16 protein-coding genes and 2 tRNA genes are annotated in these 15,816 nt (G+C 34.5%); 17 read left to right on the top strand and 1 reads right to left on the bottom strand.

Features of this window, described 5'->3' with window-relative positions:
- Positions 1-8 precede the first annotated feature (8 nt).
- From OCV48_RS00595 to OCV48_RS00675, 17 genes are all read left to right on the top strand, one after another.
- Positions 9-1,034, top strand: a complete 1,026-nt coding sequence (locus OCV48_RS00595) for a branched-chain amino acid aminotransferase (RefSeq protein ID WP_021981735.1) — start codon at positions 9-11, stop codon at positions 1,032-1,034.
- 135 nt (positions 1,035-1,169) lie between these two features.
- Entirely contained in the window at positions 1,170-1,754 is a 585-nt protein-coding gene (locus OCV48_RS00600; protein WP_021981734.1) for an HdeD family acid-resistance protein, read from the top strand.
- 213 nt (positions 1,755-1,967) lie between these two features.
- Entirely contained in the window at positions 1,968-2,372 is a 405-nt protein-coding gene (locus OCV48_RS00605) for a C-GCAxxG-C-C family protein (RefSeq protein ID WP_021981733.1), read from the top strand.
- 165 nt (positions 2,373-2,537) lie between these two features.
- Positions 2,538-2,786: a hypothetical protein gene (locus tag OCV48_RS00610; protein WP_021981732.1), complete on the top strand. Its 249-nt coding sequence runs from the start codon at positions 2,538-2,540 to the stop codon at positions 2,784-2,786.
- A gap of 160 nt (positions 2,787-2,946) precedes the next feature.
- Complete coding sequence (locus OCV48_RS00615) at positions 2,947-3,480, top strand: stage V sporulation T C-terminal domain-containing protein (RefSeq protein ID WP_021981731.1); 534 nt, start codon at positions 2,947-2,949, stop codon at positions 3,478-3,480.
- 239 nt (positions 3,481-3,719) lie between these two features.
- The gene (locus tag OCV48_RS00620) at positions 3,720-3,995 is read left to right on the top strand and encodes an HU family DNA-binding protein (RefSeq protein ID WP_021981730.1); all 276 of its coding nucleotides are present in this window, start codon (positions 3,720-3,722) and stop codon (positions 3,993-3,995) included.
- 120 nt (positions 3,996-4,115) lie between these two features.
- Positions 4,116-4,355: an RNA-binding S4 domain-containing protein gene (locus OCV48_RS00625; RefSeq protein WP_021982054.1), complete on the top strand. Its 240-nt coding sequence runs from the start codon at positions 4,116-4,118 to the stop codon at positions 4,353-4,355.
- 57 nt (positions 4,356-4,412) lie between these two features.
- On the top strand, positions 4,413-4,727 hold the full coding sequence (locus OCV48_RS00630) for a YabP/YqfC family sporulation protein (protein ID WP_262558496.1): 315 nt from the start codon (positions 4,413-4,415) through the stop codon (positions 4,725-4,727).
- 8 nt (positions 4,728-4,735) lie between these two features.
- Positions 4,736-5,236 (top strand): spore cortex biosynthesis protein YabQ, encoded by a 501-nt coding sequence (gene yabQ, locus OCV48_RS00635; protein WP_021982052.1) that lies wholly within the window; start codon positions 4,736-4,738, stop codon positions 5,234-5,236.
- Positions 5,187-5,495: an FtsB family cell division protein gene (locus tag OCV48_RS00640; protein WP_021982051.1), complete on the top strand. Its 309-nt coding sequence runs from the start codon at positions 5,187-5,189 to the stop codon at positions 5,493-5,495. Before yabQ ends, OCV48_RS00640 begins: the two co-directional genes overlap by 50 nt.
- A gap of 319 nt (positions 5,496-5,814) precedes the next feature.
- Positions 5,815-7,911: a SpoIIE family protein phosphatase gene (locus tag OCV48_RS00645; RefSeq protein WP_262558499.1), complete on the top strand. Its 2,097-nt coding sequence runs from the start codon at positions 5,815-5,817 to the stop codon at positions 7,909-7,911.
- A 184-nt stretch (positions 7,912-8,095) separates the two neighbouring features.
- Entirely contained in the window at positions 8,096-9,589 is a 1,494-nt protein-coding gene (gene tilS, locus OCV48_RS00650; RefSeq protein WP_021982049.1) for a tRNA lysidine(34) synthetase TilS, read from the top strand.
- The gene (gene hpt / locus OCV48_RS00655; RefSeq protein ID WP_021982048.1) at positions 9,561-10,085 is read left to right on the top strand and encodes a hypoxanthine phosphoribosyltransferase; all 525 of its coding nucleotides are present in this window, start codon (positions 9,561-9,563) and stop codon (positions 10,083-10,085) included. The genes tilS and hpt overlap by 29 nt, the downstream gene beginning before the upstream one ends.
- A gap of 51 nt (positions 10,086-10,136) precedes the next feature.
- The gene (ftsH, locus tag OCV48_RS00660; RefSeq protein WP_147590990.1) at positions 10,137-11,981 is read left to right on the top strand and encodes an ATP-dependent zinc metalloprotease FtsH; all 1,845 of its coding nucleotides are present in this window, start codon (positions 10,137-10,139) and stop codon (positions 11,979-11,981) included.
- A gap of 372 nt (positions 11,982-12,353) precedes the next feature.
- The gene (locus OCV48_RS00665; RefSeq protein ID WP_021982046.1) at positions 12,354-14,459 is read left to right on the top strand and encodes a glycoside hydrolase family 13 protein; all 2,106 of its coding nucleotides are present in this window, start codon (positions 12,354-12,356) and stop codon (positions 14,457-14,459) included.
- A 152-nt stretch (positions 14,460-14,611) separates the two neighbouring features.
- Positions 14,612-14,693 (top strand) — tRNA-Tyr (locus OCV48_RS00670).
- An 18-nt stretch (positions 14,694-14,711) separates the two neighbouring features.
- Positions 14,712-14,797: transfer RNA gene (locus OCV48_RS00675), tRNA-Leu, on the top strand.
- Between the two features lie 51 nt (positions 14,798-14,848).
- On the opposite strand, the gene OCV48_RS00680 is transcribed toward OCV48_RS00675, so the two are convergent.
- Positions 14,849-15,625, bottom strand: coding sequence for an N-acetylmuramoyl-L-alanine amidase family protein (locus OCV48_RS00680; RefSeq protein WP_147590839.1), 777 nt, complete (start codon positions 15,623-15,625; stop codon positions 14,849-14,851).
- Between the last annotated feature and the right edge of the window lie 191 nt (positions 15,626-15,816).

Raw genomic sequence — 15,816 nt, forward strand, 5'->3', positions numbered from 1 at the left:
TAATTGTCATGGAAAAGAAGAATATTGATTGGTCAAATATTGGATTTGGATACCAGCAGACAGATAAGAGATATGTGTCTAATTACAAAGATGGAAAATGGGACGATGGCGAATTGACAAGCGATGCAAACGTTGTAATAAATGAATGTGCAGGTGTATTACAGTACGCTCAGACATGTTTCGAAGGCTTAAAGGCATATACAACAGAAGATGGACATATTGTATGTTTCCGTCCTGACCTGAATGCAGCTCGTATGGAAGATTCAGCTAAGAGACTTGAGATGCCTGTATTTCCACAGGATAGATTTGTTGATGCAGTAGTTCAGGTAGTTAAAGCTAATGCAGCATATGTTCCACCATATGGTTCAGGTGCTACATTATATATCAGACCATATATGTTCGCAAGTTCACCGGTTATCGGAGTTAAACCTGCTGATGAATATCAGTTCAGAATCTTATGTACTCCTGTTGGACCATATTTCAAAGGTGGTGCAAAACCAATTACTATTAAGGTAAGTGATTTCGATAGAGCAGCTCCACATGGTACAGGCCATATCAAAGCAGGTCTTAACTATGCAATGAGTTTACACGCAATCGTAACAGCTCATGAAGAGGGATTCGCAGAGAATATGTACTTAGATGCTGCTACAAGAACTAAAGTTGAAGAGACAGGCGGAGCAAACTTCATATTTGTTACAAAAGACAATAAGGTTGTTACTCCTAAGTCAAATAGTATTTTACCATCAATCACACGCCGTTCATTAGTATATGTTGCTAAAGAATATTTAGGACTTGAAGTTGAAGAACGTGAGGTATTCTTTGATGAAGTTAAAGATTTCGCTGAATGTGGACTTTGTGGTACAGCAGCAGTTATCTCACCAGTAGGTAAGATTGTAAACCATGGTGAAGAAATCTGTTTCCCAAGTGGAATGGACGAAATGGGACCTGTTACTAAGAAACTCTATGAGACATTAACAGGTATCCAGATGGGTAGAATTGAAGCTCCTGAAGGATGGGTTAAAGTAATCGAATAATATTCTTTTGAAATTTAATATTATCTGATAAGATAAGTTGAAAATTTATAACTTAATAAGACGTAGGATAGGATTAGTAGTCTGCCTGCGTCTTATTGTTTACTAAGCGTATTAAGAGAGAAATGGAGGTTTTCTATGGATAAAATTAAAGCATTTAAAGTTGAGAATATCTTAACAGCATTATTATATGTAGCATTAGGAGTAGTTCTTATAATGTTTCCGGAATCAATTGCAAAAACTTTGATATATACAATAGCTACAATAGTCATAGCAGTTGGTGTAATTAAAATTATTAGTTATTTCTTAAAGAGAGAGCAGGCAGGTTATTCAAATGCAGGGATTGTATCAGGATTGATTTTCATTGTAATCGGTCTGTTTATACTTACCTCTACGAAGATAATTATTTCAGTGATACCATTTGTGATGGGAGTATGTATTCTTATCAGTGCTTATTCTAAATTACAGTATGTATTACAATTAAGCAAATATACAAATGAGAAGAATAGAGGTATGCTTTTAGCTGCAATAGTTACATTTATTCTAGGAATTGTGTTAATCTTTAATCCGTTCAGAGCAGCTAAATGGATGATTAGATTAGTTGGAATATGTATTGCCTTTACGGGTGCGTCAGATCTTATAACAGGAATATATTTTTATCGCAAGATGAGAGATTATATAAAAGATATGGAAGCATTAGAACAGGATTATGTAGAAAAATAAATTTGCGTTCTTGTATTTTCAGACAACATTAGAGACACCTTTGTACCTCATAAGAGGAAGTAGTGCGAAAAATATTCTGATGTGATTATTTTTCGCATGGCTATTTGTTTCGGAGCGAAAGCAGATAGTTTTTATAGCAGATGAGAAATCGCCTATGTGAATTTATCATCGCCTCTTCGCAATAAGTCGCTCAGAATTGGAGATTAGTAAGAGATGAATAAACATATTGAAAAAGCTATGGGACTTAGAAATGAAGTGCCTATGATAAATAACTGTTCACAGACTATAATGAGAACATATGCTAAAGAACTGGGACTCGATGAAAATGTAGCTTCTAATATCGCCTGTAATTTCGGTGGAGGTATGAAGTGTGGCAGTACGTGTGGTGTTATAACGGCAGGGCTTATGATACTCGGTGCTAAAGGAATAGATTCTCCGGCAGTAATAGGAGAATTTAGAAGGCGAATCGCAGAAAATCATAATGGAATGACAGACTGCGCAGAGCTTCTCAGGGAAAATGTGAAAAACGGTGGAACTAAAAAAGTCCATTGTGATAATATGATTAAAGAAGCAATAGATCTGATAGATGAATTAGTTGAACGTGAGGAAAATAAATAGGGATAATATTGAATAATATGAAATGGGTGCAAGGGTGTAAGATAAGGGTATTCAGGTAGGACTAATTAGTTTTGATGAATCAGGATATTCATTCAATTGCAGCTATTTTAGTTCTACCTTTTTAATTTTAATTTGATTCTGTTCAAAGCAAGGGCATATCTTGATTTGAAACAGAGAAAAGATAATGGTGAAACAGTAGATTCTAATGATATAAAAAAACACAAAAAAGATGTATTGAGAATTGCCTCTGAACTTATGCTTGAGAAAGTTACAAATCTTCCAAACACTGTAAAAAAAGATATTGATACTTTTATTGATTCCTTGGAAAAAGAACAATTTGATGATAATTCATTAAGAAATTATGGACTTAAGAATGAGGAAGTTATGGAAGTATTAAAAAGAACATTTTCTTAAAGAAATGTCCAATATTAAAACTATACAGATTTCCACACAAATGGAATGAAAGACAAGAATAATTTCATATTATTTACCACATACTAACTCCAAAGCTAATATGTAACAAAAAAGGATATTATTATCCTTATCAACAATGGCAATGGAGGAATTATATCTTATGAAGGCAACAGGAATTATTCGTAGAATTGATGATTTGGGAAGAGTAGTTGTTCCGAAAGAAATAAGAAGAACATTGAAGATAAGAGAGGGCGATCCTCTTGAGATTTTTACCGACAGAGAGGGTGAAATCGTACTTAAGAAATATTCTCCAATAGGTGAAATTCGTGAATTTGCGGTGCAATATACAGAAAGCCTTGGAACATATATAAATCATGCAGTCATTATGTCAGATAGAGATATTGTGGTGGCAGCGACTTCATTTGGCAGGGAACTTATAGATAAGAATCTTTCTAAAGAGTTTGAGGATATACTTGAAAACCGAATGTTAGTCAGGGAGAACACTAAAGGAATCAGAATTACAGACAATGATGAGAAACGATGCAATAAAGTTATAAAGCCTATAATATGTGAGGGTGATGTCATAGGTGGAATAGCTCTGATGGCAGGTGGAGAAGATATTAGAATTAGTGATGAAGATGTTAAACTTATTGAGGTAGCTGCTCATTTTATAGGCCGTCAAATGGAGGCTTAACAGTATTTTTTAAAATGTAAATACTGTAATATTAACAAAATTTCAATATAAACATTGTTACATTTAAACAATAATGCGTTAACCCCCTAATAAAATGGCGAAAATTTCTTGACAAAACAACATTAAGAGTTTATAAATAGACGTGAGGCTTAGGCATAGAGATGCCTGTCCACAATTAAAAAGAAACTTGAATATATCAAGTAAAAGAATACTAAGAATAACAGAGGAGGAGTCTATCCATGAACAAAGCTGAATTAGTAGCAGCAATTGCTGAAAAATCTGAATTATCAAAGAAAGATGCTGAAAAAGCATTAAAAGCTTTTACAGAAGTAGTAACTGAAGAATTAAAGAAAGGTAACAAGATTCAGTTAGTTGGCTTTGGTACATTCGAAGTAGCTAAGAGAGCAGCTAGAGAAGGAAGAAACCCACAGACAGGTGAGACAATGAAGATTGCAGCTTCAGTAGCACCTAAATTTAAAGCTGGAGCAGCTTTAAAGAACGAAATCAACAAGTAATTTGAATTTGTGATTTTGAGAGCTTTCCCCTCACTTATTAACGTAAGTGAGGGGATTTTTTACTTACCAGGAAATTTCGTTGAAATTGTCCCGGCGTATAGTATTTTGAAAGGAGTAATTATGAGATTAGATAAATATTTGAAAGTATCGAGAATTATTAAGAGAAGAACAGTAGCGAATGAAGCCTGCGATGCAGGAAGGGTTCTGGTTAATGACAAGCCTGCCAAAGCATCTGTAAATGTTAAGGTAGGAGACATTATTGAAATATTATTTGGTACTAAATCGCTTAAGGTTGAAGTTTTAGATATTTCTGAAACAGTTAAGAAAGATGAAGCCAAAGAAATGTATAGAGAGTTGTAATAATTCCTATTAGTGCAAAATATACTAGCAACATAGAGGTCGAAAGGGTGATATGTTGTGGGGTATTCAGAAAGCAGAAATGAATTTGCAAGGACGGGCACAAGAGGTCAGAAAGATATAGTAAGCCATAAAATTATTATAACAGGTCGGACACAGGGAATAATATCAGGCGTATTAGATGTTATTGAATTCGATAATAATATGGTTAATTTAGATACATCTATGGGCAGGCTTATTATTAAGGGCAGGGAAATGAAGGTAAAGGGGATTAATCTGGAGAAGTCAGAGGCAGAAATAGAGGGCAATATCGATAGCATTGTTTATACTCAGAAGCAGTCTGACGAATCACTTATCAAACGATTGTTTAAATAGGTGGAAGCATGAGTGGTGAGATAATTAATGAAGTCGATATTTTCTTCAGGGCCATAATATTAGGAGCGTTATTCGCCTTAATATATGATTTTATCAGGATAATACGAAGAATTGTTTTCAAGTCATTTATAATAATGGGCTTAGAGGACATTCTCTACTGGTTAATAATGTCTGTTATGACATGCGTATTCTTGTACAAGGTTAATGGTGGAGTCATAAGGTTATATATAATTACAGGGATAGCTGCCGGAATGATATTATATGAATTAAGCATTGGCCGGTTTGCTGTGAAATATTTAACAATTGTTCTTAGATTTATATTAAGAAAAATATGTGAAATTTTAAAAAAAATACAGAAAATACTAGATTTGGGATTGAAAAAAGTTTTTAAACCTATTAAAATATTATGTAATAAGTTCAATGTGAAGATATTAAGAGGCAGTAAAAGAGGTGCCGGAATTGAAGAAGAATTTAAAAGGAAAATCAAAAAAAAGAAAAAATGTACTTAATTCAATAGCTGTCATAGTTATTATGATAATATTTGTAGGGATAATATCATACCAGACGAATAGTCTGAAAGCTAAGAGAGATGAATTGAATGCGAAAGAACAGAAGCTTCAGCAGAGCTATGAAGAAGAGAGTGAGAGAACTTCAGAACTTGAGAAACAGAGAGTGTATGTGCAGACTAAAGAGTACATAGAAGAAGCTGCGAGAAAGCTTGGTTTTGTATATCCTGATGAGATAATATTAAAGCCTAAGAAAGATTAGTGTGAAAATCAAATTGATAGGTTGATTTTTCGCACAGCTATTTGCTTTTAACTGAAAGCAAATAGCTTTTATGGCAGGTCAGAAATCGCTTGTGCGAATTTCTGACCGCCTCTTTGCGGTAAGCCGCGAAGAAGTTAAGATTAGTCTACAGTTTCTTAAAATAGTCTAGGTACATAAAATCGCCTCAAAAATGTTTTTGAAAGGGAAAATGTCTAAAACTTTATTAGAAATGCTACATTGCTTTGACAAAAAAAACACAAAGACCTATATATAATGACCTCCATAAAAGGCAGATGCCTAAAAAATGGAGGTTTATTTTATGAATAACAAAACAAACAGAATTAAATTAATTGCATTGAATCTGATAGGAATTGTACTTGCGGGCAGTAATATGTATGGACTGAATCCTGTAGGAATGGGATATTCATCAGCATTATACGCAAGCGGTTCACCAGGGATAACTACTATAATAGTAATGTTACTTGGAATGGCAAATAATTTTCAGACGATAGATATAGTAAAATACATATCTGCGATAAGTGTAATCATCATTATATCCAAACTGACTGCCGTTAATAAATTGCGTGTAAATGAATATGCAAGCGCAATAATATGCTTTATTTCAGTATTTACACTTGAAGTTACCGATTTATTAATTAATGAGAAATACACGACATTTGCAATGAATATGGAGACAGTTATGACATTAGCGATGCCTGTGATTATGTCAGTATTTTCAGCGGCATTAAATATCACATTCAGGAAAGCTATTCAGGCACTCATAAGTGGAAAAGCGGTCTATGATAATGAAGAAATGTTTAGTATGGCACTTATTACCGGGTTGGTTATCTATAATATAGGTGAGCGAATGACGATTCCGGCATCGGGAATAGAGATAATATTGTTCTTTTCAATTTTGTATGGCGCATATAAATATGGTGCGGGAATGGGTGCCATAATTGGTTCGGCATGTGGAATATCCTTGTGTTTATGGTATGATGATGCGAAATACTTAGGAATAATGTGTATGCTTGGAATTGCGATAGGAATATTCAGGGAATTAGGACGAGTTATCAGTGTGTTATCAATGATTTGTGCGTGCCTGACAGTCGGCTATGCGGCATATCCGTTATTCATCAGTGACAATATTGTCAAGGGGCTGCTTGGTGCGGGTATAATATTTATGATGCTTCCTAAAAATATTATCTACAGATTCGAAGAGAATATTAATAATAATGAAGAAAATGATATGCAGAAGATACTTGAGGAAAAGTTGACAAATGCGGCAAAGGCGATAGAAAAACTGTCTAAGAGCATATTAAAAAATGATATGGAGACAGGTAATATTGACAGTATTGAGACGAATACAGACATTAACCAGATATGGAAGAATAAATTTGATGAGAGCAGAAATATTATGTCAGGGCAGCTTAACCAGATTTCTAAAATCATAGAAGAATATTCGCATGAAATGTATGATTTTGTGAAGATTACCGGGGAAGAGGAGGAATATATAAGACATAAATTAAAGGGCAGAAAAGTATATATGGATAAAATAATGGGTATAGAGAACCGCAGACATAAAAAAGAATATTTAATAACAGCAAAATGCGAGAAAGGTGTGACGATTGGAACAAGGGAGATAGCAGAGGCGGTAAGTGAGGCATTTGGAAAGGCATATATGCCATCTAGAAATTGCAGAAAGGTAATCAGTAATGAATTCACGACAACGACATATGTGGAGGAGGCAAATTTCTATGTACTACATGGTGCAGCGAGAAAGGCAAGAGGTGAAGGTGGAATATCGGGAGATAATTATTCGCTTAAAGAATTAGAGAATGGACAGGTTCTTATGGGAATTTCAGATGGTATGGGTTATGGAACAAGTGCATGCCTTGAAAGTGAAACAGTAATTGAATTGTTAGAACAGCTTTTAGACAGTGGTTTTGATGGTGATACAGCACTTAAAATGATTAATTCAGTTATGATAATGAACTCAGAGGAGGAACACCCTGCAACACTAGATTATGGTGTAATTGATTTACATTCAGGCATGTGCGATTTAGTGAAAATCGGAGCAGCTACGACATTTGTTAAGAGGGGCAACTGGGTTGAAACGATTAAATCTACATCAATGCCGCTTGGTATGTTTGCCGAAGTCGATTATGACAGCACAAGTAAGAAATTATATGATGGAGATTTGGTGATTATGGTGTCTGACGGTGTAATCGATGCACTTAATACAGAAGACAATGATGGTAAATTGGTTGAAATCATAAGGGATATCGATGGTGGTTCGCCCAAAGAGATTGCAGATTGCATCTTAGAAAAGGCAGTTTCAGATAAATCAAGACTGACTGACGATATGACTGTATTAGTAACCGGGATATGGGAAAATAATAAAAAGATAGCATAATAAATACTTGCTAATAAATTTAGAATAAAGTAACATATATTATAAATACTGGTAATTTATAAAGTCAGAGTTATAAAATATTGAAAAGAACAGAAATAATAAAAAACCGGTGTATATAGGAGCCGGATTAATATAAACGAATATATAGAGAAATAATAAAAAGCAAAATTGATAAAGGTAGATTATGAACGAATTAATTAAAGTCAGAAAATATATGGAACAATTTAATATGGCAGAAAAGGGAGAAAGCGTCATTGTGGGTGTATCAGGTGGCGCTGATTCCGTATGCCTGTATAAAATACTTCTGGAACTTAAGAATTATTTTGATATAGATATTATTGCAGTTCATATACATCATGGAATACGTGGAGAAGAAGCAGACAGGGATATGAATTTTGTGGAAAATATGTGTAAGAATGATGGTGTTAAGTTTAGATGCTATAAATATGATGTCCCTGGATATGCTAAGACTAACGGATTATCAGAGGAAGAAGCGGGCAGAACGTTAAGATATAAGGCATTTGATGAAGTGGCGAAAGAACTTATAAGTAATGGAAGAAGTGTAAAGATTGCGGTGGCACATAACAGGAATGACAGTGCCGAGACATTTATCCATAATCTGTGCCGGGGAAGCGGACTTAAAGGATTAGCGGGAATTCCATATAAGAATGGCAGTATAATAAGACCGGTATTGTGTCTTACACGCGAAGAGATAGAGATGTACCTATCAGAACATAATATAACACATATAGATGATTCAACTAACTTTACAGAGGATTATACAAGGAATAAGATAAGACACAGAGTGTTGCCATATCTTAGTGAGAACATTAATGATAACAGTATAAGCCACATTTGTCAGGCGGCAGATGAGTTAAGGGAGATAGAAGATTATCTTTCGGAAGTTACGAATTATATGTATGAAAATATTGTCTCAGAGCATAATAATTGTATTTACATTAACAGAAAGGCTCTTGCATGTGAAAAAGAAATAATACAGAAGCGTATTGTGAGAGCATGCATTGAAAAGGCAGCAGAAAAGCTTAAGGATATTACAAGGAAGCATATAGAAGATGTGATAGATTTATGTGGCAGGCAGACGGGACGATATATAATGCTGCCATATGGAATTATAGCCAGAGTCCAATATGATAATATAATTATTGAGAGAGAAAATGTAAGTAAAGCTGGAGATGAAAAAAATATAGAAAAAGATATCAGGAAAGATATCAGGAAAGATATCGGGAAAGACGGTGTATATACACTGGGAGAAGAAGAGTTTGATGTAAGGATAATCGATGTCGAAAAAGAGGGAATAAATATAAAATTTTTAATAAATCAACTAAAAAATTACCAAAACTTGTATACTAAATGCTTTGATTATGATAAAATACAATTTACTGTGCAATTAAGATATCGTGAATCAGAGGATTATGTAGTTATAAATGCAAAGGGACAGAGAAAGAAACTGAAGAGTTTTTTTGTGGACAATAAGATTCCGGCAGAAAAAAGAGGTTTGATTCCGGTATTTGCAGATGGTTCACATATTATATGGATTGTAGGTCATAGAATTAGTGAAGAATATAAGGTGACAGAAGATACGAAACATTTATTAATAATTTCTAGACTAGAAAGGAAAGAAAATCAAAATGCAGGACAAAATCAGAGTGTTGATTAAAGAAGAAGATGTGTGTGCTAAGATTAAAGAGATTGGTGATCTAATCAGCAAGAAGTATGCAGGAAAAACAGTACATCTCATCTGTGTATTAAAAGGTGGTGTGTTCTTTATGTGCGAACTTGCTAAGAGAATCACAACAGATGTATCTATGGACTTTATGGCAGTTTCAAGCTATGGTTCAGGTACAGAGAGCAGTGGAAAAGTAAAAATTGTAAAAGACCTTGATGAATCAATTGAAGGTAAGAATGTTCTGATTGTAGAAGATATTATCGATTCAGGACGTACATTAAAGGCATTAACGGATATGTTATGGCAGAGAAATCCTAACAGTATTGAGATATGCACATTACTTGATAAACCTGACAGGAGAGTTGTTGATGTAAACGTGCAATATACATGTTTTAATATACCTGACGAATTTGTGGTAGGTTTCGGTTTGGATTATGACCAGAAATACAGGAATCTTCCATATATTGGTGTGGTAGATACAGAATAGATTGTAAAATGCTCAAAAAGTGAGAGGAGGATTCAAAAAGTGAAGAAACAAATGAAAGGCTTTGGTATTTATATAATTGTACTCTTATTAGTTATGTCTGCTTTTTATTACATTGCAATATATAATAAGGATACAGATCATTATAAATATAGCGACTTCTTAGAAGATATTAAAAATGATGAAGTTAAGAGTGTAACATTATATCAGAATAAAGAGGTGCCGACAGGTAAGATAGTTGTCCGTTTAAAAGATGGCGATAAACATAAACTTAATGTTGCAAGTGCTGCTGAAGAAGAAAAGAGACTCATAGATAAAAATATAGAATTTACTACGAAGGATGTTGAGAAAGAGAATGTGTTATGGCAGATTCTTCCATACGTCGTAATGATAGTAATTGCTATTATATTTATATCAATACTTACCGCACAGACAGGCGGCGGTGGCGGAGCTAACCGAATGATGAGCTTTGGAAAGAGCCGTGCTAAAATGGTTAATGACCCTAAGAAGAGAGTTAAGTTTGACCAGGTAGCTGGCTTACAGGAAGAAAAAGAAGAGTTAGAGGAAATTGTGGATTTCTTAAAATATCCTAAGAAATATCTTGAGGTAGGCGCAAGAATTCCTAAAGGTGTAATTCTTACAGGACCTCCGGGAACAGGTAAGACATTACTTGCTAAAGCTGTAGCAGGTGAAGCAGGAGTACCATTCTTCAGTATTTCAGGTTCAGATTTTGTAGAAATGTTCGTTGGTGTCGGTGCATCAAGAGTAAGAGATTTATTTGAAGAGGCTAAGAAGAATTCGCCATGTATCATATTTATCGATGAGATAGATGCTGTTGCAAGAAGAAGAGGAACAGGTATGGGTGGCGGACATGATGAAAGAGAACAGACACTCAACCAGTTATTAGTAGAGATGGACGGCTTTGGTGTAAATGAGGGAATAATAGTAATGGCTGCTACTAACAGAGTAGACATACTTGATCCTGCAATATTACGTCCGGGACGTTTCGATAGAAAAGTAGTGGTAGGCAGACCGGATGTTAAAGGAAGAAGAGAAATTCTTGATGTTCATATCAGAGATAAACAGGTTGGTGATGATGTTGACCTTGATAATGTAGCACAGACTACAGCAGGTTTTACAGGTGCAGACCTTGAGAATCTCTTAAATGAAGCGGCAATCTATGCAGCAAGACAGAATAGAAAATATATTACTCAGGAAGATATTAACCGTTCATTTATTAAAGTTGGTATCGGTACAGAGAAGAAGAGTAAAATTATATCAGAGAAAGAGAAGAGAATTACAGCATTTCACGAATCAGGTCATGCGATTTTATTCCATGTTCTTCCTGATGTCGGACCTGTACACACAGTTTCAGTTATTCCTACAGGAACAGGAGCAGCAGGATATACAATGCCATTACCTGAGAAAGACGAGATGTTTAATACTAAGGGCAAGATGCTTCAGGACATAATGGTATCATTAGGCGGAAGAATTGCAGAAGAAATGGTATTAGACGATATTACGACAGGTGCATCGCAGGATATTAAGCAGGCAACAGCAATAGCTAAGGCTATGGTTACTAAATATGGTATGTCTGACAAATTAGGTCTTATCTGTTATGGAGATGATGAAGACGAAGTATTTATTGGAAGAGATTTAGCACATACAAGAGGTTATGCGGATGGAACTGCAAGTGCCATTGACAATGAAGTTAAGAGAATTGTTGATGAATGTTATGCTAAAGCTAAACATATAATCGAAGAACACAAAGATGTATTATATAAGAGTGCTGAACTTCTTATGAAGAAAGAGAAGATTGGACAGAAGGAATTCGAAGCTTTATTTGACGATAAAGAAGTTAAAGAATCAGAAACATCGGATACAGAAGTGACAGAATAATTTATATATAAATGAAATGTTGAAAATGTATAAAAACAAATGATGAAAAATAAGATATTTTGTTGAAATGGAAAATAATGTGTCAATTTGCACAAAAAGTAAAATGATTTTTTGTAAAGTTTATGCACACTTTTGCATAGACGGATGTTATAATCTACATCGTAAAAACCCCCCAATACATTATATAGTTTTTGCTACACCCCATAAGAAACGAAATACCTTCTCCAAAAAGGACAGCATGTGAGCTGTCCTTTTTACATATAGAAGTGTAGAAGTGTAAAATATTAAAAAATTATAAAACATTATTGCATTTGAATGTGAATTATAATAAAATTGTGAAAGTTACATATCATATAATAAGAGGAAAAAACAATGAATATAGATTTGAATCATATGAATAAAAATGAAAAGAAAATATTGTATATGCAGAATATGCGCCCAATGCTTAATAAAGAAGCATTGTTTTGCGATGAGAATTCTGAATACAGACTTCCACCTGAACCAGATAAGAATTCGGAAGTAAGGATTCGCTTCAGAACCGCTGTGGGTAATGTAGACAGAGTATATCTGTGCATAGGAGACGAAGGACACCTTATGGAGCATATAGAAACTGATATGTTATTTGATTATTATGAATATATGATTAAGATTGAAGAGACACAGATAAAATACTATTTTAAGATAGTTTCAGGATTCGAGGAGTGCTTCTATGATAAATCTGGTGTATGTGACAAGAGACTTGGATGGTATGACTTCGTAATTACTCCGGGCTTTAAGACACCTGACTGGGCTAAGGGTGCAGTAATGTACCAGATATATACAGACAGATTCTTTAATGGTGATAAGAGTAATGATGTAGAGACAAGAGAATACAGCTATATTGGTGATTACTCTGTTAAAGTTGATGACTGGTATAAGTATCCTGCTACAATGGGCGTAAGAGAGTTCTACGGCGGAGATATTCAGGGCGTATGGGATAAATTAGATTATTTAGAGAAATTAGGCGTAGAAGTAATATATTTCAATCCTATGTTCGTTTCCCCTTCTAACCATAAATATGATATTCAGGATTATGATTATATTGACCCACATTTCGGAAAGATTGTTAAAGACGAGGGAGAATTGCTTAGTGAAGGCAATTACCTTAACAGAGAGGCAAGCAGATATATAACAAGAGTTACCGATAAGGCTAACTTAGAGGCATCTAACGAATTATTTGCCAGATTTGTTGAAGAAGTCCATAGAAGAGGAATGAAAGTAATCTTAGATGGTGTATTTAACCACTGTGGTTCATTTAATAAATGGCTTGATAGAGAACAGATTTACGAGAACCAGGAGGGTTATGAAAAAGGGGCATATGTATCAGGTGACAGCCCATACAGAAGCTTCTTTAAATTCTTTGAAGATGCATGGCCTTATAATTACCATTATAATGGCTGGTGGGGTCACGATACATTACCTAAGCTTAATTATGAAGAATCTCCAAAATTATATGAGTATATAATGAAAATTGCAAGAAAATGGGTTTCACCACCTTATAATGTAGATGGATGGAGACTTGATGTTGCAGCAGATTTAGGACATAGTGGTGAATTTAACCATAAGTTCTGGAAGGACTTCAGAAAGAATGTTAAAGAAGCTAATCCTGAAGCTATTATATTAGCTGAACATTATGGAGATCCAGGCTCATGGTTACAGGGTGATGAATGGGATACTGTAATGAACTACGATGCATTTATGGAGCCTATTACATGGTTTCTTACAGGCATGGAGAAACATAGTGATGAGAAGAGAGATGATTTAAGAGGTGACTCGTATTCGTTCTTCGCATCTATGCGACATCATATGTCAAGGTTTCAGGGAAATTCATTACTAGTTGCCATGAACGAATTATCTAACCATGATCATTCACGTTTTATGACCAGAACTAATGGAAATGTCGGCAGAGTTGCATCGGTAGGACCTCAGGCAGCAGAAATGTATACTAATAAAGGTATTATGAAAGAAGCTGTAATAATGCAGATGACATGGCCTGGTGCACCTACTATCTACTATGGAGATGAGGCAGGAGTATGTGGCTGGACTGACCCAGATAACAGAAGAACTTATCCATGGGGCAGAGAAGATATGGAATTGATTGAATTTCATATAGATGCAATAAGAATTCATAAGAATAACATAGCACTAAGAAAAGGTTCGTTTAAGGCATTATTAGGAGAATACAATATAATTGCTTATGGACGTTTCCTGAATGATAATATACTTGCAATTGCGATAAATAACAATGATTCAGAGAGAGAAATTCATATTCCGGTATGGCAGTTAGGTGTCAGGGATAACAGCATTATGGAAAGTCTTATGGTATCATCAAGAGACACATATAATGTAGGCAAGGTAGTGTATGTTGTTGTAAATGGCGAGATAATAGTAAGATTACCAGGTTTTTCAGCTGCAATATACAGAAAAAGAGTACAGTAGAAAAGCAAATGAAAAATAAAATTCATTGTTTATTATAAAAGATGAACAAGGTAAATTTCAAATGATTAATGATAGAATAAACTTCGTTAGTAATAAAAAAATACTTGCACTTTAATGTTTTATATGGTATAAATATATAGCATTAAAAAATCGGATGGATTCCCGAGTGGCCAAAGGGGACAGACTGTAAATCTGCTGCAAATTGCTTCGGTGGTTCGAATCCACCTCCATCCATTAAGCTGAAATGCTTATGCCGGCGTGGCGGAACTGGCAGACGCACAGGACTTAAAATCCTGCGGGACTAACCTCCCGTACCGGTTCGATTCCGGTCGCCGGCATTTTTGTAAAACGATAATAAATAACCCAAGGCTATACAAGATAGTCTTGGGTTATTTATTATTCAGATAATCTATTATATCATCACCGATTATTTTAGCATATGTATCAAGATTGTTATCAAAAGCCCTGTTATCATATGGACTTGTTATAAAACCCATTTCAAGAATCATACTTGTCATACTCACTTTATTAATTGCATAGTTATCATATGCATCGGAACTTGTTCCGCATTTTACCCCACGATTATCAAAGGTTGGATTATCAAAATTATTAGAAGAACAGATATCATTTAGAATTGAAGAAGCAAGCGAATGGGCGTTTACAGGGTCAGAACTGTGAATCCATGCTTCTGCTCCGTTTATCTTTGAATTGCCTTCGTACAGATTTCTGTGTATAGAGATAAATAACGTACAATTAGAATCTTCAGCGAAATCTTTTCTCTCCTGAAGTGAAAGATAAGTATCATTAGTTCGTGAAATGGCAACAGATATGCCCTTATCTGATAAATATTTAAAAATTTTCATTGACAAATCAAGAGTATCATCTTTCTCTAAACGTTTTCCTTTGCTACTGCCTATATCTTGACCACCATGTCCGGCATCAATACACACCTCACAGTCAGAAAGTGGTAATCTGACAGTTGAAGAAAGTTCTTCAGCCTCAGAAATTGTAGAAGATGATAATAGCATAGAATGGCCGGCGTTAGCAGTTTCAGAACGTGAATCTGGTAACAACATATATACAAATAAAATAATAGCGGAACATAATAATATTCCAATAACAAAGCGGATTAATTGAATATTTTTGGCTTTACGTGATGATTGCATATATGAACGACCTTTCTGCGTTATTAAATATTGTCATGAAGAATCAGCCAGATATGACATTTTTACATAGAAACCGATAAAAGAGAGGGAATATGCGATTTATATGTATCCATCATGACTATAATTATAATAAATTATGTATATGCAAGAAATCATCATAAAAATGTAAAAAAATGTCTAAAATTATGTAA

It is taken from the genome of Bovifimicola ammoniilytica (genome assembly GCF_025567085.1).
Taxonomy (GTDB): Bacteria; Bacillota; Clostridia; order Lachnospirales; family Lachnospiraceae; genus Bovifimicola; species Bovifimicola ammoniilytica.

Bases quoted from the DNA above. Each gene is read 5' to 3' on its own strand.
- OCV48_RS00625 (WP_021982054.1), top strand. From the start codon at position 4,116: ATGAGATTAGATAAATATTTGAAAGTATCGAGAATTATTAAGAGAAGA.
- OCV48_RS00645 (WP_262558499.1), top strand. From the start codon at position 5,815: ATGAATAACAAAACAAACAGAATTAAATTAATTGCATTGAATCTGATA.
- OCV48_RS00665 (WP_021982046.1), top strand. From the start codon at position 12,354: ATGAATATAGATTTGAATCATATGAATAAAAATGAAAAGAAAATATTG.
- OCV48_RS00620 (WP_021981730.1), top strand. From the start codon at position 3,720: ATGAACAAAGCTGAATTAGTAGCAGCAATTGCTGAAAAATCTGAATTA.
- tilS (WP_021982049.1), top strand. From the start codon at position 8,096: ATGAACGAATTAATTAAAGTCAGAAAATATATGGAACAATTTAATATG.
- OCV48_RS00595 (WP_021981735.1), top strand. From the start codon at position 9: ATGGAAAAGAAGAATATTGATTGGTCAAATATTGGATTTGGATACCAG.
- ftsH (WP_147590990.1), top strand. From the start codon at position 10,137: ATGAAAGGCTTTGGTATTTATATAATTGTACTCTTATTAGTTATGTCT.
- OCV48_RS00605 (WP_021981733.1), top strand. From the start codon at position 1,968: ATGAATAAACATATTGAAAAAGCTATGGGACTTAGAAATGAAGTGCCT.
- OCV48_RS00680 (WP_147590839.1), bottom strand. From the start codon at position 15,625: ATGCAATCATCACGTAAAGCCAAAAATATTCAATTAATCCGCTTTGTT.
- yabQ (WP_021982052.1), top strand. From the start codon at position 4,736: ATGAGTGGTGAGATAATTAATGAAGTCGATATTTTCTTCAGGGCCATA.
- OCV48_RS00600 (WP_021981734.1), top strand. From the start codon at position 1,170: ATGGATAAAATTAAAGCATTTAAAGTTGAGAATATCTTAACAGCATTA.
- hpt (WP_021982048.1), top strand. From the start codon at position 9,561: ATGCAGGACAAAATCAGAGTGTTGATTAAAGAAGAAGATGTGTGTGCT.
- OCV48_RS00615 (WP_021981731.1), top strand. From the start codon at position 2,947: ATGAAGGCAACAGGAATTATTCGTAGAATTGATGATTTGGGAAGAGTA.